This window comes from Bacillus sp. F56, from assembly GCF_001748205.1.
In the GTDB taxonomy this organism is placed as follows: domain Bacteria; phylum Bacillota; class Bacilli; order Bacillales; family Bacillaceae; genus Bacillus; species Bacillus stercoris.
Genome location: NZ_BDFC01000004.1, coordinates 802,304 through 824,305, shown reverse-complemented (window position 1 = coordinate 824,305; position 22,002 = coordinate 802,304). Strand labels below are relative to the sequence as shown.

Sequence of the window (22,002 nt, the reverse complement as noted above, 5' to 3'; positions counted from 1 at the left end):
CTAAGGAGGAAACATTTCATGAAAAAACAAAATGACATTCCGCAGCCAATTAGAGGAGACAAAGGAGCAACGGTAAAAATCCCACGCAATATTGAAAGAGACCGGCAAAACCCTGATATGCTTGTTCCGCCTGAAACCGATCATGGCACCGTCAGCAATATGAAGTTTTCGTTCTCTGACACTCATAATCGATTAGAAAAAGGCGGATATGCCCGTGAAGTGACAGTACGTGAACTGCCGATTTCAGAAAACCTTGCATCTGTAAATATGCGGCTGAAGCCAGGCGCCATTCGCGAGCTGCACTGGCATAAAGAAGCAGAATGGGCTTATATGATTTACGGAAGCGCAAGAGTCACAATTGTTGATGAAAAAGGGCGCAGCTTTATTGATGATGTAGGTGAAGGTGACCTTTGGTACTTCCCGTCAGGCCTGCCGCACTCTATCCAAGCGCTGGATGAGGGGGCTGAATTCCTGCTTGTGTTTGACGATGGATCATTCTCAGAAAACAGCACGTTCCAGCTGACAGATTGGCTTGCCCACACTCCAAAAGAAGTGATTGCTGCGAACTTCGGCGTGACAAAAGAAGAGATTGCTAATTTGCCAGGCAAAGAAAAATATATATTTGAAAACCAACTCCCTGGCAGCTTAAAAGATGACATTGTGGAAGGGCCGAACGGCGAAGTGCCTTATCCATTTACTTACCGCCTTCTTGAACAAGAGCCGATTGAATCTGAGGGAGGGAAAGTATACATTGCAGATTCGACAAACTTCAAAGTGTCTAAAACCATCGCATCAGCGCTCGTAACAGTAGAACCCGGCGCCATGAGAGAGCTGCACTGGCATCCGAATACACACGAATGGCAATACTACATCTCCGGTAAAGCAAGAATGACCGTCTTTGCATCTGACGGCCATGCCAGAACGTTTAACTACCAAGCCGGTGATGTCGGATATGTACCATTTGCAATGGGTCATTATGTTGAAAACATTGGGGATGAACCGCTTGTCTTTTTAGAAATCTTCAAAGACGACCATTATGCCGATGTATCTTTAAACCAATGGCTTGCTATGCTTCCTGAAACATTTGTTCAAGCGCACCTTGACTTAGGCAAAGATTTTACTGATGTGCTTTCAAAAGAAAAGCACCCAGTTGTGAAAAAGAAATGCAGTAAATAATAGACTTACAGCTTGCAGAGAGCACTCGTTCTCTGCAAGCCTTCATAAGGAGCTGAACCTGTGAAACATCAAACGTCTTCAAAACTATTATTGCGGCTCTCCATCAAATACTTGCTGGCCGCAGCAGCAGTGGTGCTGACCTATTTTGCTGTCATCTATATATTATTTTCTTTAGCGGGAACGAGCTATCGCTCAGCAGCTCATGTCCTGCTTTTTGCTGTGTTATTTCTTATCCTTGGGCTATTTCTAGAACCGTTTGAACGCCTGATGATACATAGTTTTACATTTTTTAAGACAGACAAACGCTTATTCATTCTCCTAGCAGGCATCGTCCAGCTTCTGTTTTTATGGATGACTGCTCATACAACAGACGAAATGATCAGCGACATCTGGCTGTCTACCACTGAAGAAATGATCATCGCAGCCGTATTTTTGATTTTAGACAAATGCAACTCAGCACTTCCCAGCTAAAAAAAGAACGCATTCCAATTGGATGCGTTCTTTTTATTCATAGCGCAGCGCGTCTACAGGCTGAAGCTTAGATGCCTTGATGGACGGAAGCAAACCGAAGATAATGCCGACTGCCATTGAAAAGATGAGTGCTCCGACAACAGCTGGAACGGAGACGATAAAAGGCATCGGAAAAATGACCGTCAGCAGCTTGGCGATGCCGAAGCCCGCCAGCACACCGAGTATTCCGCCAATGCTTGTCAGCACGACAGCCTCGGTTAAAAATTGAAATAAAATCACACGCCGCTTAGCACCGAGCGCTTTCTTAATTCCGATTTCTCTCGTGCGCTCCGTTACGGAAACGAGCATAATGTTCATGACGCCGATACCGCCCACCAAAAGTGAAATACTGGCGATTCCGCCAAGCAGCAATGCAAATGACTGATTAAAGGACTCTACTTCCTGCGCGATCTCCTGAAGATCCATTACACTGTACTCTGCTTTCTCCAACTCAGCTTCTGACAGTCCCTGATTTAAAAGATCCGCAGCCATTACACCCGCTTCTTGGATATGCTCAGAAGAATCAGCCTGCACAGCAATCTGCGTTGGCGCGTCAAACCCTTCAATAAGCGGCCACACTTTTTTCGGCACGTACAAAACCGGGTTCGCATAGTCGCCTTCAAACATGCTTTCCTGTTGATTTTTTTCTTTAAAAACACCGACGACCTTAAACGGCACACCATTCATTTCAATGCTTTTATGCAGAGCGTCTCCTTCTGGAAACAGTTCATCTCTGACAGCTTCATTGATCATCACCACTTGGTGAGTGGTGTTTAATTCGTTTTCCGCCAGCTTTCTCCCTTCGGTTATTCGGATTGGGAACATATCGAAGTAATCATCGTCCACTCCGTACACTTGGGGATACGAAACGTTTGTTAAATGAAAAACGCTCGCGCCTTCTGACATGTAATATAAGGATAATCCTTTAACAATAGGATCAGATTTGATCGCCTTTACTGTTTCTTCAGCTACAGGCGGCGCGGACGTATACGAAACCTGAGGGCCTCCGCCCTCCTCTTCACCGCCAGACGGCTGGTAGACAACGTTGATCGCGTTGTTTCCCATGCCGATCATACTTTGCTTTAATTGCTCACTTTGGCCCTTCAGCATTGAAACAATCGCAATGATTGCCGCTATGCCGATAATCACGCCTAGCATTGTCAGAATGGATCTTAATTTATGAGAGAAAATGGATTGAAAGGAGATTCGAATATGTTCAAGCATGGCTGATATCCCCTCTCTCATCTAATACCAACTCTCCGTCTCTGATAAAAACCGTTCTGTCAGCTTTTTTGGCGACGTCCGGGTCGTGGGTTATCATAATAATGGTCTTGCCTTCCCGATGAAGTTCGGAAAACAGTGACAAAATTTGTTCACTTGATTTGGTATCAAGCGCCCCGGTCGGTTCATCAGCTAAAATAAACCTCGGCTGATTGACAAGGGCTCTCGCTATCGCCACCCGCTGCTTTTGACCGCCTGACAGCTTAGGAGGTTTGTAGGAGACCCTGTCTTTTAATCCGACCTTTTCCAGCGCTTCATATGCCCGTTGCCTTCTCTCTTTTTTCTTCACTTTATTGTAAATCATCGGCAGCTCAACATTTTGCAGCGCGGTGAGACGCGGCAGCAAATGAAAAGTTTGAAACACAAACCCGATTGATTCGTTGCGAATTTCGGCTAAAGCTCCGTCTTTCCCTTTCAATATATCGATCTGATCAAGCGTATAGGTTCCCGAGGTCGGCCTGTCCAAACAGCCGATAATATTCATTAACGTTGACTTTCCAGAACCCGAAGGCCCCATAATAGCCAAAAACTCCCCTGCCTGGACAGTCAGATTGATATGTTTCAAGATTGGAACTTCTTCTTTTCCCAGCTTGTACGATTTCGAAATATTATTCAGTGTCAGCATTGACTGTAACCTGCTTTCCTTCCTTGACCGCGGGATCAGGGTAGATTACATAATCTTCCGGCGTCAGGCCGCTCTTAATTTCCACCATGTCATTTTCATCTGTCTCTCCGATTTCAACAGGCTGCTTAACCGCTTTCTGCTTCTCATCAGCTTTCCACACATACGGTTCGCCGTCATCCTGAATGACCATGTCGGACGGCAGCTTGATCGTATCCGCATCAGCATCATCACTCACCACTTCGATGTTGACATGATAGCCGACTTCAAGACCTTTATGGCTGTCTAATAAAATGGTGAAAGGATAGTTAGAGGACTGTGGATTCATTTCTTCATCAGAAAAGCTTTCTGATTCTTCACCCTCGCCTGCTCCCGCTGGAAGCTTGCCAATCGAGGTGACCTTTCCTTTCCACTCGCCCTCACCGCCTGTTTTCAGCGTAACCCTGACTTTGCTGCCTTTTTTGATCGTGTCCATTAACAGCTCATTGATTTGGCTTTTGACCAGATATTTGCCTGTCGAAACAATCTGGATATACGGGCCTGTTGCCTGGTCGCCTGTTGCCCCGTCAGCGATATCCTGATTGACACTTTGAACGATTCCATCATGCTTGCTTGTAATGACATTGGAACCTTTGTTTTTCGTCAGGCCAGCCAGTTCTTTTTGATGCTGTTTCAGTTCGAGCTGGCTTGTTTTCAAATCGAAATTGGCTTGGTCAATTTCATCTTGAAGCTGGGCTTTCTCTTCTTTCCCTGCCGCTTTCAGCTTCTTTTCCGTTTCTGTTATTGATTTTTGCAAACGGCTGATTTGCAAAGTTGTCATTTCGATTTGCAAATTGGCCTGCTCAATTTCATCAGAGTGATCCTCGCCCTCATACTCAAAAAGCTTATCGCCCTTTTTAACCTGATCGCCTTCTTTGACGTATGTTTTTTTAATACTGCCTTTTTCTGAATCTATGTATACTTTCTGCTGTTTTTCAGGTTCAACCTTTCCAGAAAACGTTTGGCCTGATTCTGAATCTCCTCCCATGTATACCGCTACCGATTCAGCATAGGGCTCCGATGATACGGCAATTTGGTTCATGTGAGTAAAAAAGTAAAAACCGCCGGCGCCGATCCCAGCCAGTACAAGCACACCAGCACATATCGCGCCGCCAATAAGCCATTTTTTCTTCTTGGACACAACGATCTCCTCTTTCTGTAAACATTGTAATATTTTCGAAACATTCTAACCAATATTATCTATTAATTCAAAAAGACTTGCAATCTTTTTATTAAAATGACGGAATCAAATAGAAAAATTGTATTTTCGCGGCGAATAAAAAAAAATCCCGGCTTCGAACCGGGATTTTTCTTACACAGAAACAAGCTCTTTTTCATTTTTAATCAGATCATAGGTCAAGCATACAGGTTTATTTGTACGGGGATCAGTCACGATTTCAGCATCAATCTGAAATACCCGCTGCAAAATATCCGGTGTCATGACCTCAAGTGCAGTACCTTCCTTGATGACAGTGCCTTTTTTGAGCGCGATCATATAATGGGAAAAACGAGCTGCGTGGTTAAGGTCATGAATGACCATTAAAATCGTCCGCCCCTGCTCTTTGTTGAGTCTGTCAAGCAGCTGCAGAATTTCAAGCTGGTGTGCAAGATCAAGATACGTCGTAGGTTCATCCAGCAGCAGCAGCTCCGTCCCTTGCGCAAGCGCCATGGCAATCCACACGCGTTGACGCTGTCCGCCTGACAATGCCTCAATCGGCCGTTCAGCAAATTCAGCCATGCCTGTTTCTTCAAGCGCCCATTTGATAATCCGGCGGTCTTCGTCATTTAATCTGCCGAATCCTGATTGATGCGGAAACCTGCCGTACGACACCAATTCGTGCACCGTTAGGCCGCTCGGCGCTTCAGGTGTCTGTGGCAGAATCGCCATATCTTTCGCAATGTCTTTTGTAGACATCTTATGAATCGCTTTGCCGTTTAAATAGACGGCCCCTGCATGCGAACGCATAATTCTGGACATTGTTTTTAAAATCGTTGATTTCCCGCAGCCGTTCGGGCCAATTAAGGTGGTAATTTTCCCTTTAGGAATCGATATATTTAAATCCTTTACAATCACCCTGTCGCCATAACCGATTCCAAGCTGTTCCGTTGATAATGAATTCATATTCGGCCCCTCCTCTAATTCGCTTTCATCAATAAATAAATAAAGTAAGGCGCACCTAGCACGGAAATGACAAGTCCGACCGGAATTTCTGATGGTGCCAATACATTTCTCGCCATTGTATCAGCGAGCAAAAACAGGAATGCGCCGATGAGGGCGGAGACCGGTATCAGCGTCTGGTGACGCGGACCGGTCAGCCTTCTAGCCACATGAGGCGCGATCAATCCGAGAAACGCGATGCCTCCCGCAGCTGCCACACATGAAGCGGCAAGAGTGACGGCTGCCAGAAGAAGAATCCGTCTCTCCCTTTCAACAGGAGTGCCCAGCCCGGTCGCTAGTTGGTCTCCTAGCTGCAATATGTTCAAATAGCGTGCCTTATATAAAGTAAATGGTAGCAAGATCACAATCCAAGGAAGGATCGCCCAGATCATATTCCAGTTCGCCCCCCATATTGAGCCGGATATCCAAACCGCGGCTTGCATAAAATCATGAGGGTCCATCTTGAGCTGAAAAATCAGCAACAGGGCGTTGAATCCGGCATTTACCCCGATGCCGACTAAAATCAGCCGAATCGGTGTGGCGCCCTTTTTCCATGCCAGAAGATAAATGAGAAACGCAGCGAGGATTGCTCCTGCCAAAGCACTGAACGGCAGCATAAATGTTCCGAAAAAGCTTAGATCTGAAGCTGATCCTTGAAAAAAGTATATAAAAAGCACAACGGCAAGTGAGCCGCCGGCGTTAATTCCGAGAATACCAGGCTCAGCAAGATCATTTTGAGACACGCTTTGCAAAATGGCGCCAGCAACGGCGATCCCTGCTCCAACAAGCAAAGAAAGGATGATCCGGGGCAGCCTGAACTCAAATAAGACAAGTTCATCACGCGCAGTTCCTTGGCCGAAAAAGACCTGAAGCGTTTTAAGCGGTGCAATTTTGATAACACCCAAATTGAGACTGATAAAAAAGACCAGCACGATGAGCATAAGAGTCACAGCCATTACGGCGAGCGGTTTTCTTGTTGTTGTTTTCATTACAGCCCTCTCCTTTCACGACGTGCCAAATAAAAGAAAAAGGGAACGCCGATGAGAGAAGTCAGTGCGCCGACAGGCGTTTCAAAGGGTGCGTTTATGAGTCTCGCCGCTATGTCAGCAAAAACAAGCAAGACAGCACCGAGCACCGCCGAGCAGGGAATGATCCACCGATAATCCACACCGACCAAAAACCGGGTAATATGCGGAATGATCAGCCCGATAAATGCGATGGTGCCGGCTATGGAAACCGCAGCTCCGGTCAAAATCACTACGATAAGCATGCCAACCAGTTTCACCGCTGATGTATATTGTCCTAGCCCTTTTGCCAGATCGTCACCGAGACTTAACACTGTCACAGAACGGGCGATGAAAAACGCGAGCGTTAAACCGACAGCCCCTGCAATAAGCAAAAGCTGGACCCCCGACCATTTCACACCCGCTACCCCGCCTGCGTACCAAAAGCTGATATCCTGAGCCACATCAAAGCGGATCGCAATGGCGGTTGAAATTCCGGTAAAGAAATAAGTAACTGCCGTACCCGCCAGAGCAAGCTTTACAGGCGTAAGACCGCCCCTTGAAAACATGCCGATGCCCATTACCGTCGATGCCCCCAGTCCCGCTCCCGCAAAGGACCATAGGACAAGCCCCATTGCAGAAAGTCCGGGGAAAAAGGCAAACGCAATCGAAACCGCAAACGCAGAGCCTGATGTCACACCCATAATCGAAGGTTCTGCCAAAGGGTTTCTCGTCATCCCCTGCATGATCGCTCCCGACACTGCCAACAATGCGCCTACAAGTGCGGCAGCAGCCGTTCTCGGCAGCCGAAGATCATGTATAATTTGGTGAGATGTCTTTGTCGGCTGATAATGAAAAATGGCGTTCCATACAGTGTGCAAATGAATATCCGCTGCACCGAGGGATATGGATAAAAGTGCGCCAAGGCAAAGCAGGCATAGACCTGCAATAAGGACGATAACCGCGCCATATGTCCTTGACGTCCATTGGATTTCTTCTGATGCAGTCTGTATATTTTTATGTTGACTCAACTGCCGTACTTCCTTTCTGATACTGATAATGATTATCAATTGCTGTTTCAGTATATCACTTTTTTCAACAGATTTAATAGCGTGTTTTGAACAAAAATGAAAATGCATTTGCAAAAATATCGTGTCAACCGGCACTTGCAGTGGTATAATCACAGTTGATAATGATTCTCTTTTTCATCTATTTTTTTAGAAAGAAGGTATGAGATATGACCCATATATACAAGAAACTCGGAGCCGCGTTTTTTGCCCTGTTATTGATTGCAGCGCTGGCAGCCTGCGGGAATAACTCAGAAAGCAAAGGCTCTGCCTCTGATTCAAAAGACTCAGAAACCTTTACATACAAGGCTGAAAACGGAAATGTAAAAATCCCCAAGCATCCTAAACGGGTGGTTGTCATGGCTGACGGCTACTACGGCTACTTCAAAACACTTGGCATCAACGTTGTCGGTGCACCTGAGAACGTATTTAAAAACCCTTACTACAAAGGAAAAACAGCCGGCGTCGAAAACATCGGAGACGGCACTTCGGTTGAAAAGGTCATTGATTTAAACCCTGACCTGATTATCGTCTGGACAACACAGGGTGCTGATATTAAAAAGCTTGAAAAAATCGCGCCGACTGTCGCAGTAAAATACGATAAGCTCGACAACATCGGACAGCTGAAAGAATTTGCAAAAATGACAGGAACTGAAGATAAAGCTGAAAAATGGCTGTCCGAGTGGGATAAAAAAGTTGCGGCAGCTAAAACAAAAATCAAAAAAGCGGTCGGTGACAAAACCATTTCCATTATGCAAACGAACGGAAAAGACATTTACGTATTCGGTAAAGACTTTGGAAGAGGCGGAAGCATTATTTACAAAGACCTCGGCCTGAAGGCTACAAAGCTGACAAAAGAAAAAGCCATTGACCAGGGACCTGGTTATACAAGTATTTCATTAGAAAAGCTCCCTGACTTCGCCGGAGATTATATTTTCGCGGGCCCATGGCAATCAGGCGGTGATGATGGCGGCGTATTTGACAGCTCCATTTGGAAGAACCTGAACGCCGTTAAAAATGGCCATGTCTATAAGATTGATCCGATTGGCTTCTATTTCACCGATCCGATTTCATTAGAAGGCCAACTGAAGTTTATTACGGAAAGCTTAACTAAATAAACGAAAGAGCCGGACAAGCGGCTCTTTTTTCATGCAATAAAAGGAGCGGCTCATGTTAAACCACATCGGATATTTTTTTACTCAATTCATATTAAGCTGTATCATCATCGCAATCAGTTTTTTTAACGGGCTCTATATCGGAAAACCTTTTTCAGATGTGTTTCTTGTTTTTATCTTAGTGCTTATTCTGTTTAGTTTGCTGGAGAGGCTGAAAAACCGTTTTTTGCAAATACGATTATCCGTAAAGGTTTTTCTTTCTATTTCAGCTTTCCTGTCAGCTGTTTTAACAATCTGATTGCTAACAGGAGAAATTGTATTTCAATAAAAAAAGACACCTGACAAAGCAAATCAGGTGTCTTTTCATTATGCTTGTTTTTCTCTCTGAAACTTTTTACTCACAAATGGATAAACAATCAAGCCGACAAAGAATAAACCGATGCCGAGAATAAATGTCGTTAAATCTGCTGTGCCTGTAACAATAACAAACACAGAGTATGCACACGCCAGTATCGCGATCAATCCGTCTCTTACACGGGAGCCTTTCAGCTGGTCATACGTTTCACCTTTGATGACTAGCTTCAAGCTGTAGATTGCAGATACCAGATACGGAATTAAATATGCGAGTGTCGCCGCTGTCGTTAAAAACGTAAATGCGTCACTTATTGTCCGGGAAATAACAGAGAAAATGAAGACCTGTGACATGACGTTTGTAATAATGAGTGCAATGACCGGACTTCCCTTTTTATTCGTTTTTGCAAAAACTGCCGGGAAATCTCCTGCTTTAGCGGCTTGGTATGGCACCTCAGAGCCAAGCAAAATCCAGCCGAGCATCGTTCCGAATAAACAAAGGATAGCCAAAAGCGCCATAATCACGCTTCCCGCGTTTCCAACAATCGCATAGAGTACATCAACGAATGGTTTTTCTGAGCCGACAAGCTTATCATGCGGCAGAACACCCATCGTAATTAAAGTCACTATAATATAAATGCTCAAAGCAATCAGCAAGCCGGTAATCGTCGCACGTTTCACATCACGCTGAGAACGCGCACGGCCGGACAGGATCACCGCGGATTCAATTCCGACAAACGCCCACAGTGTAGAAATCGCGGCGTTATGAACCTGGCCGCCAATTCCAATGCTTGTGCCGTTTTCTCCTTGAACCGGGAAATAAAAATGACCGAATAATGTCGTTTGAAACACAAATAAACCGGCAACGATAAAGAAGACAAAACCTAATACTTTAGAAAGCGTTGTAACAAAGTTCAATTTACTTGCACCGTTAATGCTGGCAACAAGAATCGTGTGCGTTCCCCATAACAAGATCGTACATACGGCAAACGTCAGCAATTGGCCGAGCGTCACCTCTTGCCCGCCGATCGAAAACATTTCACGTTTGTCAACCAAGATCGGGAAGAACGAAGTCAAGTAACCAGCGAGACTTGTGATGATCGCCACGTTGCTGATCCAGCTCGCCACCCAGTAGCCCCACACCATTGTGAAACCGGCAGCGTTGCCTTTCTTCGGATCGGAAAACAGTGCTCTGGCATAACTTTGCGGTCCCGCTGTCAGTTCAGGCTTGCGAATAGACAAGTGCCCGAACACAAGCGCAATCATCAGCACGCCGGCACCTGTCAAAAGCCAGGCGGACGTAGCGCCAAACGGACTTGCGATTGAAGCAAGCGAGCTTGGCAAGGAGAAAATTCCTGATCCAACCATATTTCCAACGACAAACGCCGTTAATAACCAAAAACCCCATTTTTTTGTCTGTTCCATTCCAGTACCTCCATGATTCTTTGTACGGACCAGACCCCGAGATCATATAAACGCAAAAAAAGCCTGAACAAAAGTCCATGCTTAAAGAAACACACACCCTTGATCTCCGGATAGCCCTCCGCGAAAAAGCACGCGGCAGTCCTGCACTTATTCAGATACAGTCCCAGCATAGAGAAGGATCGGCTTTCTCCACACTTCGGCGCTGATGCCTTTTACACATGTTTAACAGCTCCTGTCAGCCTGGCATGTGTGACTTATCATCCGCGCAACCTCTACCTCACTGAGAAAGAGTGAGGATTTAATTATTCAGTTACTCCCAGAAGGTTATCAAAGAAAGGATGATCTGTCAAAGGGAACAGATGGAAAATACGGATAGAGCCAAGCCCTATCCGCATGTGATTATCGATTATTTTTCTTTTTTTGCACAGCTTCTTGAAGCGGATCATCTTTTAGAGCTGAACCTGCATCTTCAAGAGCTCCTTGGATTACGCTTTTTTCTTTTTCGGAACGTTTTCCTTTATCTTTATTAAAGAAACCCATTCGTATCACCTCTTTTTAAAAATAGGTACATGTTTAAGATGCCTTTTTCCTGAAAAATTATGCGGGAAATTTTTTATCGTCCAAAGTCCTGTTGATCAAACATACATTCTCTTGATATATTTGTAATTCAGAGATTTTTTGCAAAAGATAAAGGAGAAGCGGCAAATGACAGGAAAAACACACATCATGGGAGGCATCGCTTCTTGTACGGCAGCGGCTTATTATTATGGATTTGATCCAGTGCTTATGGCTGCGTCAGGCGCGGTTGGGGCATTGATTCCCGATATCTGCCACACGCAAAGCAAAATCGGGAGAAAATTTCCTATTTTATCGAAAGTGGTCAGCTCCGTTTTTGGCCACCGTACCTTTACACACAGCCTGCTGTTTATGCTCATCATGTTTTTTATCACTTCTACATATATTCCAGATAAAAACATCTCAGCCGGCTTAATGATCGGAATGGCGAGCCACTTGATTCTTGACGCTTGGACAGTGAACGGAATCAAATTATTATTCCCTTCAACGATCCGCGTGCGGCTTCCATTATATATGAAGACAGGCAGTTTTTCTGAGCAGCTCGTACTAGCCGGCCTGACCCTTGCTTCATGTTACTACTTTTATATGCTGTTTCATGGACGCATGTTGTAAATGCGAGTGCTGAAACTTGTCTGAACCGGCGGTTTTTAGTAGGTTTTACTTAAGAAGCATTTCATGCAGATGATCAAGAAAACGTGAGGAGTCATATTGATGAAAGGAACCTTTTTTCACAATCAGCGGTTTTTATGTTTTTCGATCTTGTTTATGTGGATCAAAACGTATGTGATATATAAACTCGGCTTTGATTTGCAGATCGATACTCTGTTGGAAGAGCTGATTTTGCTGATCAATCCGCTCAGCTTTATCCTTCCTTTATTCGGGATAGGCCTGCTTCTGAAAGGAAACAAGCAGCGGGTCTTTTTGCTGATTGCCAATCTGGTTCTGACTGTCATCTTGATCTCCAATACGATTTTTTACGGCTTTTATATCGATTTTATTACCATTCCGGTTTTATTTCAGGCCAGCAACATGAGCGATATGGGCAGCAGTGTAAAAGAACTGTTCCATCCTCTGTTTATTGCCCTGTTTGCGGATTTGGTTTGTCTGCTGCTGCTCGCCAGAAAAACGAAACAGCCGCAGACAAAAGCCGCTCCCCGCACGATCAAACGGTACTATGCAGCTTCCTGCGGCATGATTTTATGCACGCTGGCACTTGCAGAAGTACAGCAGCCGAAGCTTTTGGCACATTCCTTTGACCGGGAAATGCTCGTCAAAAGCATCGGCCTGTTTCAGTTCCATATATACGATACGATTGCTCAGACTGTTAATATTAGCGCGAAGGCATTCGCTGATGAAGACAGCATAACTGCCATTAAAAATTACACAGAGGCTGATTACAGCAAGCCTGATCAAAGCAAATTCGGACTGGCAAAGGGCCGCAATGTCATCTTTGTAACACTTGAGTCGACCCAAAGCTTTGTTTTGAATGAAAAAGTCAATGGAAAAGAAATTACCCCATTTATGAATGATCTCGTTAAAAAAAGCTATTCCTTTGATCATTTCTATCAGCAAACAGAACAAGGGAAAACATCTGATTCAGAATTCATCGTTGCTAACTCAATGTATCCTTCCCTTAGCGGCGCCGTCTTTTTCACGAAAAGCGACCATCAATTTCATACGATGTACAAATCGCTGAAGCAGCATGATTATTATTCAGCCGTCTTTCATGCCAACCATAAAACATTTTGGAACAGAGATGTCATGTACGATACATTTGGGATTGACCGCTTTTTTGATGTTGATGACTTCCATGTCACTCCCGGAACATCGACAAGCTGGGGCTTAAAGGATAAGGAATTTTTAGAGCAGTCCGCCGAAAAGCTGAAAAGTCTGCCGCAGCCATTCTTCAGCAGTTTCATCACGTTAACGAATCATTTTCCGTTTGAGATTGATAAAAAGGATCAGCTGATTGATGAATACAATTCGAGCAGCGCCCTGCTAAACCGTTATGTGACAACGGTGCGCTATGAGGATGAGGCATTAAAGCATTTTATCAAAAAGCTGAAGGACGAAGGCTTATACGAAAATTCGATGATTGTATTTATGGGGGATCATTACGGCATTTCAGAAGCCCATAACGAGGCGTTGGCAGAGTTTTTAGGAAAAGACGAAATCACGCCGTATGACAATGTTCAGCTCCAGCGGGTGCCGTTTATCATACATATCCCGGGAATTACCGATCAACAGCCGGAAACCATCTCTGATGTTGGCGGACAAGTCGACGTCAGACCGACACTGATGCATTTACTCGGCGTTGACACAAAAGGCGATATTCAATTCGGCAATGATTTGCTGTCGGGCGATCGCACACCATTCGCCGTTCTGCGAAACGGAAGCTTTATTACGAACGATTTTATTTACACGAAAAACACGTGCTACAGCCAAAAAACAGGTGAAATACTGGAAGATCAGGATGCGTGCCTCCCTTATAAGGAGAAAGCAAACGAAGAGCTGTCTCTCTCTGATAAAATTTTAAATGGTGACCTGCTCAGGTTTTCCGAATGAAAAAATCCCTCTATATAAAGAGGGATTTTTTACGTTTCCAACATCACCTTGCCAGTCAGCTTCGTTTCATAGCCGTTTAAATGAGACAGATTCGCCTTGTAGTCCTCAGAATTCAAAATCTCCTTCACGGCCTTGAGCAGCTGCTCATTTTTTTTCAAAACGACGATATCATATTGTTCGTCGATGAGCGGGATAAAATCAACACTGCCCATATGTGCCGCGTGCTGCGCCCCGATTCCCGCGTCAGCCTGTCCGCTTGAAACTTGTGAAGCGGCAGCGTAATGATCGGTCACGATATCGCCGTATCCCTTTACATCAGCCGGCTTCACACCAAGCAAGCCAAGCTGTTCATCAAGGAGCACCCTTGCGCCAGAACCCTTTTCCCTGTTGATGATCCGGATATCAGTTCTTTTCAAGTCTTTCCAGCCTTGAATGTTTTTCGGATTCCCTTTTTGCACATACAGACCTGCTTTGCGGAGAACGACATTGATGAGACAAAACGGTTCACCTGACAAAATCCGTTTTACATAAGGGGCGTTATACTGGCCCGTTTCTGCATCGTACAAATGGAGGCTGACAATGTCACACTTGCCTTGATACATATCAATCAGGCTGTTTAAGCTTCCTTTGTATTTACGGAGCGGCGTCTCCTGAATGGCATTCTCCAAATGCTTGCTGAGAAGATCCATCGAAATGTCCTGTCCGCTGATCATGACATTCGGTCTGCCGTCCGGCTCAGCCTCCTGCACCTGTTTCGGCGCTTCTGTTGCAGCGATGGGCTGAGACATTCTCATATTCGTTTTATATTGCTTTAAATCTTCTTCATCCACACGCATCTGCCTTCCAACACGGTATGCAGGCAGCACGCCTTTTTTAATCAAATCATAAACGGTCAGCTTTGATACCTTTAGCAGACCTGCAACTTCTTCTATCGTATAGGAAGAGGTTTCATTCATCATCATCACTCTCCTATTTTATTATACCTTTTCGCCGAATGTAAAAAAACCCACATAAACCAAACATAATCAGTTATAATTAGATATAACTAATCATAAGGGGTGCAATCATGTTTAAGAAGTATTCTATTTTAATCGCAGCCTTAACCGCTTTTCTGCTTGCAGCAGGCTGTTCTTCAAATCAGTCTTCAACAGACAGCGGGAAAAAAGTAACATTAACCATCTCAGCTGCCGCAAGCGCGCAGGATGCACTTGAGGAAATCCAAAAAAATTATGAAAAAGAGCATGAAAACATTACCATCCAAGATAACTATGGCTCATCCGGCGCCTTGCAAAAACAGATTTCTCAAGGAGCAGGAGCAGATCTGTTCTTCTCAGCTGCTGAGGATAAATTTAAAAAGCTGGTGGATGATGGGGATATCGCAAAAAAAGACAGCACTGATTTAGTCGGCAATGAAATTGTGCTGGTCGTACCGAAAAACGGAGATTCACCTGTGACAAGCTTCAGCAATCTGGCTGAATCAGAAAAAATCGCACTTGGCACTCCGGAATCCGTACCGGCAGGAGCTTATGGGAAAGAATCACTGACAAAACTGTCTTTATGGGACAAAGTGAAGGATAAAATTGTGTACGGAAAAGACGTTCGCCAAGTTCTTTCTTATGTGGAAACCGGCAATGTAGACGCAGGTATTGTTTATAAAACAGATGCCCTGGTCTCTAAAAAGGCCACCATTATTGACGAGGCAAAAGCAGATACACACAGCCCGATTGTCTATCCGTTAGGAATCGTAAAAGATACAAAACACCGTAAGGAAGCGAAGGAATTTTACGAATACCTGCAATCTGATGAAGCAATGAAAGTATTTGAGAAATATGGTTTTACTGCTGAGTAGCATAAACGCTTCAGAATTCTTAACACCTGTTATGCTTTCTTTTCAGGTGGCGGCAGTTGCCGGCATTGTTGTCATTATTCTTGGAACACTTGCTGGGGCTTGGATGTCACGGGCATCATTTTTTGGAAAAACGGCGCTCGAAACATGTTTTATGCTTCCGCTCGTTCTTCCGCCTACTGTTGTCGGTTTTATTTTGATCGTCATTTTCGGAAAGCATAGCTTCATCGGGCAAGCCATCGAGTGGATCTTCCGGCAGCCTGTCATTTTCACCTGGTGGGCTGCTGTGATCGCCTCGGCTGTTGTAGCCTTTCCGCTCATGTATCAATCAGCCAAAACCGGATTTGCTGACATTGACCCCGATATACAGGGTGCGGCAATGGTAGACGGCGCAAGCAGATGGAAGGTCTTTATCCATATCTCCGTCCCGCTTGCCTATCCTTCTTTGCTGACCGGGAGCATCCTGAGCCTAGCGCGGGCGCTCGGAGAATTTGGCGCAACACTCATGTTTGCCGGGAACATCCCCGGTGTTACACAAACACTGCCGACGGCCATATATGTTGCATTGGATTCCGGAAACAATACCCTTGCCTGGGCGTGGGTCGTCTGTATTGTTGTCATTTCCTTTTTGATGCTGTTTTTCATTCAACAGAAAAAAACGCACTAAAAAACTCCCCGTAAAGGGGAGTTTTTTGATTAGAACAGAAGCTCATCAGGATTTGGGCCGACACGCTCATCTTTGTTTAATGCATCAATTTTATCCATGTCTTCTTGAGACAATTCGAAATCAAAAATATCAGCGTTTTCGATGATACGGTGTTCTTTAATGGATTTTGGAATGGTTACAACTTCATGCTGCAGATCCCAGCGCAAAATCACTTGAGCTACAGATTTATTATGTTTTTCTGCAATCTGTGTCAGTACTTCGTTATCCAAAAGCTGTCCCTGCATGAGCGGAGACCATGCTTCCAGCTGAATGCCGTGTTTTTTACAATAGTCTCTTAATTCTTTTTGCGTCAAACGAGGGTGAAATTCAACTTGGTTCACCATCGGTTTGATTTCAGCATCTTTTAACAGCTCTTCTAAATGATGAACTTGGAAGTTGCTGACGCCGATCGCGCGGATTTTGCCGTCTTTGTACAGCTTTTCAAGCGCGCGCCATGTATCTTTAAATTTATCTTTTCCAGGCCAATGGATCAAATATAAATCTAAGTAATCAAGCTGCAGTCTTTCCAGGCTTTTTTCAAAGGCAGCAAGCGTTGTTTCATAGCCTTGATCTTCATTCCACACTTTTGATGTGATGAAGAGCTCTTCTCTTGCCACACCGGATTCTTTAATCCCGATGCCAACACCTTCTTCATTTTTGTAGATCGCTGCTGTATCAATGCTGCGGTAGCCGTTTTTAATTGCCGCTTTCACTGATTCAGTCGCTTCACTGCCATTTTCCACTTTAAAAACACCCAGACCGAACCAAGGCATTTCAACTCCGTTATGTAACTTTACCGTATCTTTTAAACTTGTTGGCACTTGAACATCCACCCTTTCACTGAAATGTAAGCGTCTATATTATCTCACATTCCTCTCAGCCGATACCAATAATACGCTTAAGGCCCTGTTTTTGCTTCTTTTTTCACAGCCCAGGTAAAACAGGGTACTATTTTTTTCCTATTTTAACAAAATTGAGATTACAAATACATGGAGCCGGGTATGCGTTTAGTGTAACCAAATGAAAACAAAGGAGGAAACAACTTGAAACGTATTCGTATCCCAATGACACTTGCTCTTGGTGCCGCTTTGACAATTGCCCCTTTGTCCTTTGCTTCCGCTGAAGAAAATCCTGCTCCGAAGATCTCGCAGACAACAACCGCCGGAACAACTGCCGCTGATGTAGGTTTAAACGTCAACCTGGATGTACTTGGAATTGCCAACCAGATCGCTGATGCCATCAAATCCGCACAGAATCGGGATGGATTTGTGAAGAATCTCATGGAGTCTTCCTTCTACGCGTCCGGCCAAAAATATAACGTCATGGTATTTAATTTAAGCCAGGAATATGAAGATCATTTGAACGGTGTGCAATTTTATGGCTCAGCCGTTTATGACGGCATTACGTATGGCATTTGGGTATTTGAAGACGGAACGTTTACAAACAAAGGGGATGGCGGCTGGATTAACTGGGCCTTCAGAGGCTGGTTCGACCGGGATGGCAGCACTGTCGAATTTCATCGCCCTTAATATAGAAAAAAGCTGGCGCTCTCACGCACCAGCTTTTTTGCTGCATTTATTCGCCGCCTTCAAGCATGGCGGCTTCGACATCATTAATGTATTGGCGAAGCTCATGGGAGATGTCCCGGGAAATTTCTCTTTCCTCGAACAGCGTTTGAATTTCATTTCTGATCGCCTGCACAGCCTTCAGCTTCACTTCCAGTTTTTGATTTTCAAAATGTGCGCTTGATTTTAACTCATGATGGCTGTTCTCCAGCCTGAAAATTAACTGTTTATAGAATGTAATGACAGATAAAAACACTTCCTTATGTTCTTCTGTCTTATGTTTTTCCAAATATTCTATCGCTGCTTTTGCCGTTTTTATTCTTGTTGCCCGTATCAATCCCGCTTCATTTAATATCGACATCTCCGGCTTTTTATGTTCACCGAAGAAAATCCAATACATCAGCCGCTTGAGCCTTGTTTTTGATAAGCCGACCTTAAACGGGTTGGCATACAAAATTTCCAACTCGTTAAATCGTTCTTGCAGCACATTTGCTGTTTCTTCCGGGATGTCTCCCCGCTCCAGCATTTTCATCAGTGCCTCTTGCTCAGCTTTAACCCCTTGCGCACGGACTTTTCGCTCATGCTTTTTGATACGATTAGATGAGGTATACTGCTGAAAACGAAGGTTTTTCATTTTCTCATTGTATTCAGCTATCACCGCAAGAGAGGCCGTTTTGTTTGTATCGTTCATATCCTCTTTTATCGTTTGAAGAGCTGTTTTGATCAATTTGCGTCTCGCCGTCAGCAGCTTCTTATTTCGTTCCTCGTCCTCTTCTTCTTTTTCAGTCAGAACCGGCAGCACTACGGTGGCAATGACAAGCGTGCATAAAATGACGCCGGCTGCTAAAAAGAGAATCAGATTTCTTTCCGGAAACGGCGTGCCGTCCTCCAGGAAATACGGAATGGAGAAAGATCCCGCAAGCGTTACTGCTCCGCGCACACCGGAAATCGAAATTAACAGTGTCGAACGAAGACCCGGTTTATAGATGTTTTGATCTTTATTAAAGAACCATTTGCCGTTCCAAAAGAACAGCACCCACAGAAATCTGAGGAGCATTAACGTAAATGTGATGACTAGGATATAGCCAATCACCTTCATGTTGCTGATGGCGGTATCGTTAAAGATAACAGAAATCACATCAGGGATTTGCGTGCCGAGAATAACAAAGACCAGGCCGTTCAAAATAAATAAAATAATGTTCCACGTACTTGAGGAGACGATTTGCAGCTTGATCATCGTTGATTCCAGACGATCCTGTTCAACCGCATGAGTGATCCCTCCCGCCACAACAGCTAAAATGCCGGAAACGCCGATTTCTTCAGCGGCCAAATAAATAACAAACGGTGTCAAAATTTGAATCAGCATATGCATCGTGACATCCTGCATGCCAAGGCGGCGGAGAAATAGGCGAAAACGAATAATCAAAAATGAAATGACTACCCCGCACAGCAAGCCCCCAAGAGAAATGAAGACAAAGCTGACAGCCGCTTGCGCTAGTGAAAACGCACCCGTCACTGCCGCTGCAATCGCAAACTTAAAGGCTACAAGACCTGATGCATCATTCATAAGCCCCTCACCTTCAAGCAGGCGAAGAATCCCTTTTGGCATTTTCACTCTTCCTGATAATGCGCTGACAGCGACGACATCAGTCGGTGAAAGAATGGCCGCAAGTCCAAAGGCCGCTGCCAGCGGAATATCAGGAATCATCCAGTGAATCGTATAGCCGCCTACAATCACAGTTGCGAACACAAGGCCGAGGGCAAGCAATAAAATGGGCGCTCTTAAATTCCAAAGCTCCGCCCGCGGCGTCCTCTTTCCATCATTAAATAGCAGAGGCGCGATAAACAGAACAAAAAACAATTCGGTGCTTAATTCAAAATGAAGACCCTGTGGAAATGAGGCGGCAAGAATCCCAAGAGCCACTTGAATCAGCGGCACCGGAATAAACGGAATAAACCGGTTCACGATATTAGAAATCGCAATAATCGTTAATAAAACGAGCACAACTAAAAATATGTCCAAATGCATGACCTCCTTCGTTGTTGTCTTTCGTGCATGGTGAGTCTTGTCTAAAAGTCGCTGAGCCAGGCTGGCCTTGCATCCGATACGTGGTTTCGCAGGAGTTTCCTCCACACTTGTCTTCTTTTATAGTACCCTTTTTAGGGTATTTTTTCTCATGATATGCTCACAGTGAACTTTTTTGCATAAGAGCAAATTGCAAAAAAAAGAGACAGGAAGCTATTCCCCGTCTCTCGTCTTTCTTTCTCAATCATGAAAATTCGTACCGTCAGTTGTTGCTTTAATAATGCCGGCGCGGATAACAAAGTCACCGAAATGCTCGCCTTCCTCACGCTCTTTCGCATAGCGGGAAAGAAGGACGCGAAGCTCGCTTAAAATGTCTGCTTCACCGATGTTTTCACGGTACATTTTGCTTAAACGGCTTCCGTCAAAGGCAGCGCCAAGATACATATTATATTTGCCCGGCGCCTTTCCGATAAATCCAATCTCACCGAGTGCGTGGCGTGCACAGCCGTTCGGGCATCCTGTCATGCGAATGGTGATTTCCTGATCACGAAGGCCGTTTTCGTCAATAATCTCTTCAACCTTATCTAAGAGGGTTGGCAAATAACGTTCTGCTTCCGCCATTGCCAATCCGCAGGTTGGAAGAGCGACGCAAGCCATCGAGCTGCGGCGGAGTGCTGAATGATGCTTGCCGTCAGTTAGGCCGTATTGCTCGATTAACGCACTGATTTCATCTTTTTTCTCACTTGAAACGTTTGCGATAATCAGGTTTTGATTAGCTGTCAGACGGAACTCGCCTGTATGAACTTTGGCGATTTCCCGTAAGCCTGTCATCAGCTTATAATCATCGTAATCCGTTATACGGCCGCCTTCGACAAACAGCGTGAAATGCCATTTATCCTCGATGCCTTCCACCCAGCCGTAGCGGTCGCCGTTATGATCGAAATGATATGGCTTCGCTGCTTCCAGGCTCCAGCCGAGACGGTTTTCCAATTCTTCTTTTACGGTATCTAAACCGAGGCGGTCAACTGTGTATTTGAACCGCGCATTTTTGCGGACAGAACGGTTTCCGTAATCACGCTGAATCGTAATCGTTTTTTCAGCAACGTCATACATTTGATCGGGCCGGCAGAATCCGATGACCTTGGCTAATTGCGGGTATGTGGCTGTGTCGCCATGCGTCATTCCCATGCCGCCGCCAATCGCCACATTAAATCCAATCAGCTTGCCATCTTCGACAATCGCAATGAATCCGAGATCTTGTGAAAAGACGTCAATATCATTAGACGGCGGAACGGCAATACCGATTTTAAACTTCCGCGGCAGATAGAGCGGTCCGTACATTGGCTCGACTTCTTCCTCCGGCGTGCCTGCCACTCTTTCCTCATCAAGCCAAATTTCATGATAGGCTCTCGTCCGCGGCAGCAGATCATCACTTAATTTCTTCGACCACTCGTATACCTCTGAATGGATTTCAGACTGATAAGGGTTTGATGCGCACATGACGTTACGGTTTACGTCTCCGCAGGCTGCGATCGTATCCAAAAGCGCTGAGTGGATCGTCTGGATGGTTTTCTTCATGTTCCATTTCAAAATCCCATGCATTTGGAACGTTTCACGTGTCGTCAGTTTTAATGTGCCGTTCCCGTATTTCTGAGAAAGGTCATCCATGACAAGCCATTGCTCAGGCGTTGAAACGCCCCCTGGCATACGCACGCGCAGCATGAACTGATAGGCCGGTTCAAGCTTTTGCTTTTGGCGTTCATTGCGGAGATCGCGGTCATCCTGCAAATAACTGCCGTGGTGCTTCATCAGGCGGTTGTCATCATCAGGAATTCCTGCACTGATCCGATCGAGCATCACTTCTTTCAGTGTGCCGCGCAAATAGTCGCTTTCTCTTTTAATGCGTTCAACATCACTTGGAGAACCGTCCGGTGCTTTTAAGATTTTGGTCACCATGTTGAAAAACTCCT

20 protein-coding genes and 1 riboswitch are annotated in these 22,002 nt (G+C 44.9%); of the genes, 8 read left to right on the top strand and 12 right to left on the bottom strand.

Annotated features, from left to right (window positions below):
• The first annotated feature begins 18 nt into the window (after nucleotides 1-18).
• The gene (gene oxdC, locus BFW96_RS04230) at nucleotides 19-1,176 is read left to right on the top strand and encodes an oxalate decarboxylase (protein ID WP_014477958.1); all 1,158 of its coding nucleotides are present in this window, start codon (nucleotides 19-21) and stop codon (nucleotides 1,174-1,176) included.
• 60 nt (nucleotides 1,177-1,236) lie between these two features.
• Nucleotides 1,237-1,647: a regulatory YrvL family protein gene (locus tag BFW96_RS04225; RefSeq protein WP_014665358.1), complete on the top strand. Its 411-nt coding sequence runs from the start codon at nucleotides 1,237-1,239 to the stop codon at nucleotides 1,645-1,647.
• 33 nt (nucleotides 1,648-1,680) lie between these two features.
• Here the strand turns inward: BFW96_RS04225 and BFW96_RS04220 are convergent, their stop codons facing one another.
• From BFW96_RS04220 to BFW96_RS04195, 6 genes are all read right to left on the bottom strand, one after another.
• Nucleotides 1,681-2,910 carry an ABC transporter permease gene (locus BFW96_RS04220; RefSeq protein WP_069838744.1) on the bottom strand — a complete coding sequence of 410 codons (1,230 nt, stop codon included), beginning with the start codon at nucleotides 2,908-2,910 and terminating at the stop codon, nucleotides 1,681-1,683.
• Nucleotides 2,903-3,592 (bottom strand): ABC transporter ATP-binding protein, encoded by a 690-nt coding sequence (locus BFW96_RS04215; RefSeq protein WP_014480848.1) that lies wholly within the window; start codon nucleotides 3,590-3,592, stop codon nucleotides 2,903-2,905. Before BFW96_RS04215 ends, BFW96_RS04220 begins: the two co-directional genes overlap by 8 nt.
• Nucleotides 3,576-4,769 carry an efflux RND transporter periplasmic adaptor subunit gene (locus BFW96_RS04210; RefSeq protein WP_069838743.1) on the bottom strand — a complete coding sequence of 398 codons (1,194 nt, stop codon included), beginning with the start codon at nucleotides 4,767-4,769 and terminating at the stop codon, nucleotides 3,576-3,578. Before BFW96_RS04210 ends, BFW96_RS04215 begins: the two co-directional genes overlap by 17 nt.
• Before the next feature lie 171 nt (nucleotides 4,770-4,940).
• The gene (locus BFW96_RS04205) at nucleotides 4,941-5,750 is read right to left on the bottom strand and encodes an ABC transporter ATP-binding protein (RefSeq protein ID WP_069150302.1); all 810 of its coding nucleotides are present in this window, start codon (nucleotides 5,748-5,750) and stop codon (nucleotides 4,941-4,943) included.
• Between the two features lie 14 nt (nucleotides 5,751-5,764).
• Nucleotides 5,765-6,775 (bottom strand): FecCD family ABC transporter permease, encoded by a 1,011-nt coding sequence (locus BFW96_RS04200; RefSeq protein ID WP_069838742.1) that lies wholly within the window; start codon nucleotides 6,773-6,775, stop codon nucleotides 5,765-5,767.
• Entirely contained in the window at nucleotides 6,775-7,821 is a 1,047-nt protein-coding gene (locus BFW96_RS04195; RefSeq protein ID WP_069150795.1) for a FecCD family ABC transporter permease, read from the bottom strand. Before BFW96_RS04195 ends, BFW96_RS04200 begins: the two co-directional genes overlap by 1 nt.
• A 206-nt stretch (nucleotides 7,822-8,027) precedes the next feature.
• On the opposite strand from BFW96_RS04195, the gene BFW96_RS04190 reads away from it, so the two are divergent.
• Nucleotides 8,028-8,975, top strand: a complete 948-nt coding sequence (locus BFW96_RS04190) for an iron-hydroxamate ABC transporter substrate-binding protein (RefSeq protein ID WP_069838741.1) — start codon at nucleotides 8,028-8,030, stop codon at nucleotides 8,973-8,975.
• A 363-nt stretch (nucleotides 8,976-9,338) separates the two neighbouring features.
• Here BFW96_RS04190 and BFW96_RS04180 read toward each other — a convergent pair whose 3' ends face one another.
• The gene (locus BFW96_RS04180) at nucleotides 9,339-10,748 is read right to left on the bottom strand and encodes an amino acid permease (protein ID WP_069150306.1); all 1,410 of its coding nucleotides are present in this window, start codon (nucleotides 10,746-10,748) and stop codon (nucleotides 9,339-9,341) included.
• 103 nt (nucleotides 10,749-10,851) lie between these two features.
• Nucleotides 10,852-11,031, bottom strand: a riboswitch (Lysine riboswitch).
• Between the two features lie 116 nt (nucleotides 11,032-11,147).
• A complete protein-coding gene (sspJ, locus tag BFW96_RS04175) occupies nucleotides 11,148-11,288 on the bottom strand; it encodes a small acid-soluble spore protein SspJ (RefSeq protein WP_014665368.1) in 141 nt (46 codons plus the stop codon).
• Between the two features lie 165 nt (nucleotides 11,289-11,453).
• On the opposite strand from sspJ, the gene BFW96_RS04170 reads away from it, so the two are divergent.
• Complete coding sequence (locus BFW96_RS04170) at nucleotides 11,454-11,936, top strand: metal-dependent hydrolase (protein ID WP_014665369.1); 483 nt, start codon at nucleotides 11,454-11,456, stop codon at nucleotides 11,934-11,936.
• Nucleotides 11,937-12,035: 99 nt separating this feature from the next.
• Nucleotides 12,036-13,889: an LTA synthase family protein gene (locus tag BFW96_RS04165; protein ID WP_069838739.1), complete on the top strand. Its 1,854-nt coding sequence runs from the start codon at nucleotides 12,036-12,038 to the stop codon at nucleotides 13,887-13,889.
• A gap of 29 nt (nucleotides 13,890-13,918) precedes the next feature.
• Here BFW96_RS04165 and BFW96_RS04160 read toward each other — a convergent pair whose 3' ends face one another.
• On the bottom strand, nucleotides 13,919-14,845 hold the full coding sequence (locus BFW96_RS04160; RefSeq protein ID WP_069838781.1) for a substrate-binding domain-containing protein: 927 nt from the start codon (nucleotides 14,843-14,845) through the stop codon (nucleotides 13,919-13,921).
• 110 nt (nucleotides 14,846-14,955) lie between these two features.
• Here BFW96_RS04160 and modA point away from each other — a divergent pair, with 110 nt between their 5' ends.
• The gene (modA, locus tag BFW96_RS04155) at nucleotides 14,956-15,738 is read left to right on the top strand and encodes a molybdate ABC transporter substrate-binding protein (protein WP_069838738.1); all 783 of its coding nucleotides are present in this window, start codon (nucleotides 14,956-14,958) and stop codon (nucleotides 15,736-15,738) included.
• On the top strand, nucleotides 15,710-16,402 hold the full coding sequence (modB, locus tag BFW96_RS04150; RefSeq protein ID WP_134975116.1) for a molybdate ABC transporter permease subunit: 693 nt from the start codon (nucleotides 15,710-15,712) through the stop codon (nucleotides 16,400-16,402). The genes modA and modB overlap by 29 nt, the downstream gene beginning before the upstream one ends.
• Before the next feature lie 29 nt (nucleotides 16,403-16,431).
• Here the strand turns inward: modB and pgoN are convergent, their stop codons facing one another.
• Nucleotides 16,432-17,262 carry a glyoxal/methylglyoxal reductase gene (pgoN, locus tag BFW96_RS04145; RefSeq protein ID WP_040081825.1) on the bottom strand — a complete coding sequence of 277 codons (831 nt, stop codon included), beginning with the start codon at nucleotides 17,260-17,262 and terminating at the stop codon, nucleotides 16,432-16,434.
• Between the two features lie 222 nt (nucleotides 17,263-17,484).
• Between pgoN and yvgO the strand changes: the two genes are divergently transcribed.
• The gene (yvgO, locus tag BFW96_RS04140; protein WP_014665375.1) at nucleotides 17,485-17,970 is read left to right on the top strand and encodes a stress response protein YvgO; all 486 of its coding nucleotides are present in this window, start codon (nucleotides 17,485-17,487) and stop codon (nucleotides 17,968-17,970) included.
• Nucleotides 17,971-18,016: 46 nt separating this feature from the next.
• On the opposite strand, the gene BFW96_RS04135 is transcribed toward yvgO, so the two are convergent.
• Both BFW96_RS04135 and cysI read right to left on the bottom strand, forming a co-directional pair.
• On the bottom strand, nucleotides 18,017-20,029 hold the full coding sequence (locus tag BFW96_RS04135) for a Na+/H+ antiporter (RefSeq protein WP_069838736.1): 2,013 nt from the start codon (nucleotides 20,027-20,029) through the stop codon (nucleotides 18,017-18,019).
• 243 nt (nucleotides 20,030-20,272) lie between these two features.
• Complete coding sequence (cysI, locus tag BFW96_RS04130) at nucleotides 20,273-21,988, bottom strand: assimilatory sulfite reductase (NADPH) hemoprotein subunit (protein ID WP_014665377.1); 1,716 nt, start codon at nucleotides 21,986-21,988, stop codon at nucleotides 20,273-20,275.
• Nucleotides 21,989-22,002 lie beyond the last annotated feature (14 nt).

Coding starts and splice junctions, on each gene's coding strand:
- oxdC (WP_014477958.1), top strand. CDS start 19: ATGAAAAAACAAAATGACATTCCGCAGCCAATTAGAGGAGACAAAGGA.
- BFW96_RS04220 (WP_069838744.1), bottom strand. CDS start 2,910: ATGCTTGAACATATTCGAATCTCCTTTCAATCCATTTTCTCTCATAAA.
- BFW96_RS04215 (WP_014480848.1), bottom strand. CDS start 3,592: ATGCTGACACTGAATAATATTTCGAAATCGTACAAGCTGGGAAAAGAA.
- BFW96_RS04205 (WP_069150302.1), bottom strand. CDS start 5,750: ATGAATTCATTATCAACGGAACAGCTTGGAATCGGTTATGGCGACAGG.
- BFW96_RS04200 (WP_069838742.1), bottom strand. CDS start 6,775: ATGAAAACAACAACAAGAAAACCGCTCGCCGTAATGGCTGTGACTCTT.
- BFW96_RS04190 (WP_069838741.1), top strand. CDS start 8,028: ATGACCCATATATACAAGAAACTCGGAGCCGCGTTTTTTGCCCTGTTA.
- BFW96_RS04180 (WP_069150306.1), bottom strand. CDS start 10,748: ATGGAACAGACAAAAAAATGGGGTTTTTGGTTATTAACGGCGTTTGTC.
- sspJ (WP_014665368.1), bottom strand. CDS start 11,288: ATGGGTTTCTTTAATAAAGATAAAGGAAAACGTTCCGAAAAAGAAAAA.
- BFW96_RS04170 (WP_014665369.1), top strand. CDS start 11,454: ATGACAGGAAAAACACACATCATGGGAGGCATCGCTTCTTGTACGGCA.
- BFW96_RS04165 (WP_069838739.1), top strand. CDS start 12,036: ATGAAAGGAACCTTTTTTCACAATCAGCGGTTTTTATGTTTTTCGATC.
- BFW96_RS04160 (WP_069838781.1), bottom strand. CDS start 14,845: ATGAATGAAACCTCTTCCTATACGATAGAAGAAGTTGCAGGTCTGCTA.
- modA (WP_069838738.1), top strand. CDS start 14,956: ATGTTTAAGAAGTATTCTATTTTAATCGCAGCCTTAACCGCTTTTCTG.
- cysI (WP_014665377.1), bottom strand. CDS start 21,988: ATGGTGACCAAAATCTTAAAAGCACCGGACGGTTCTCCAAGTGATGTT.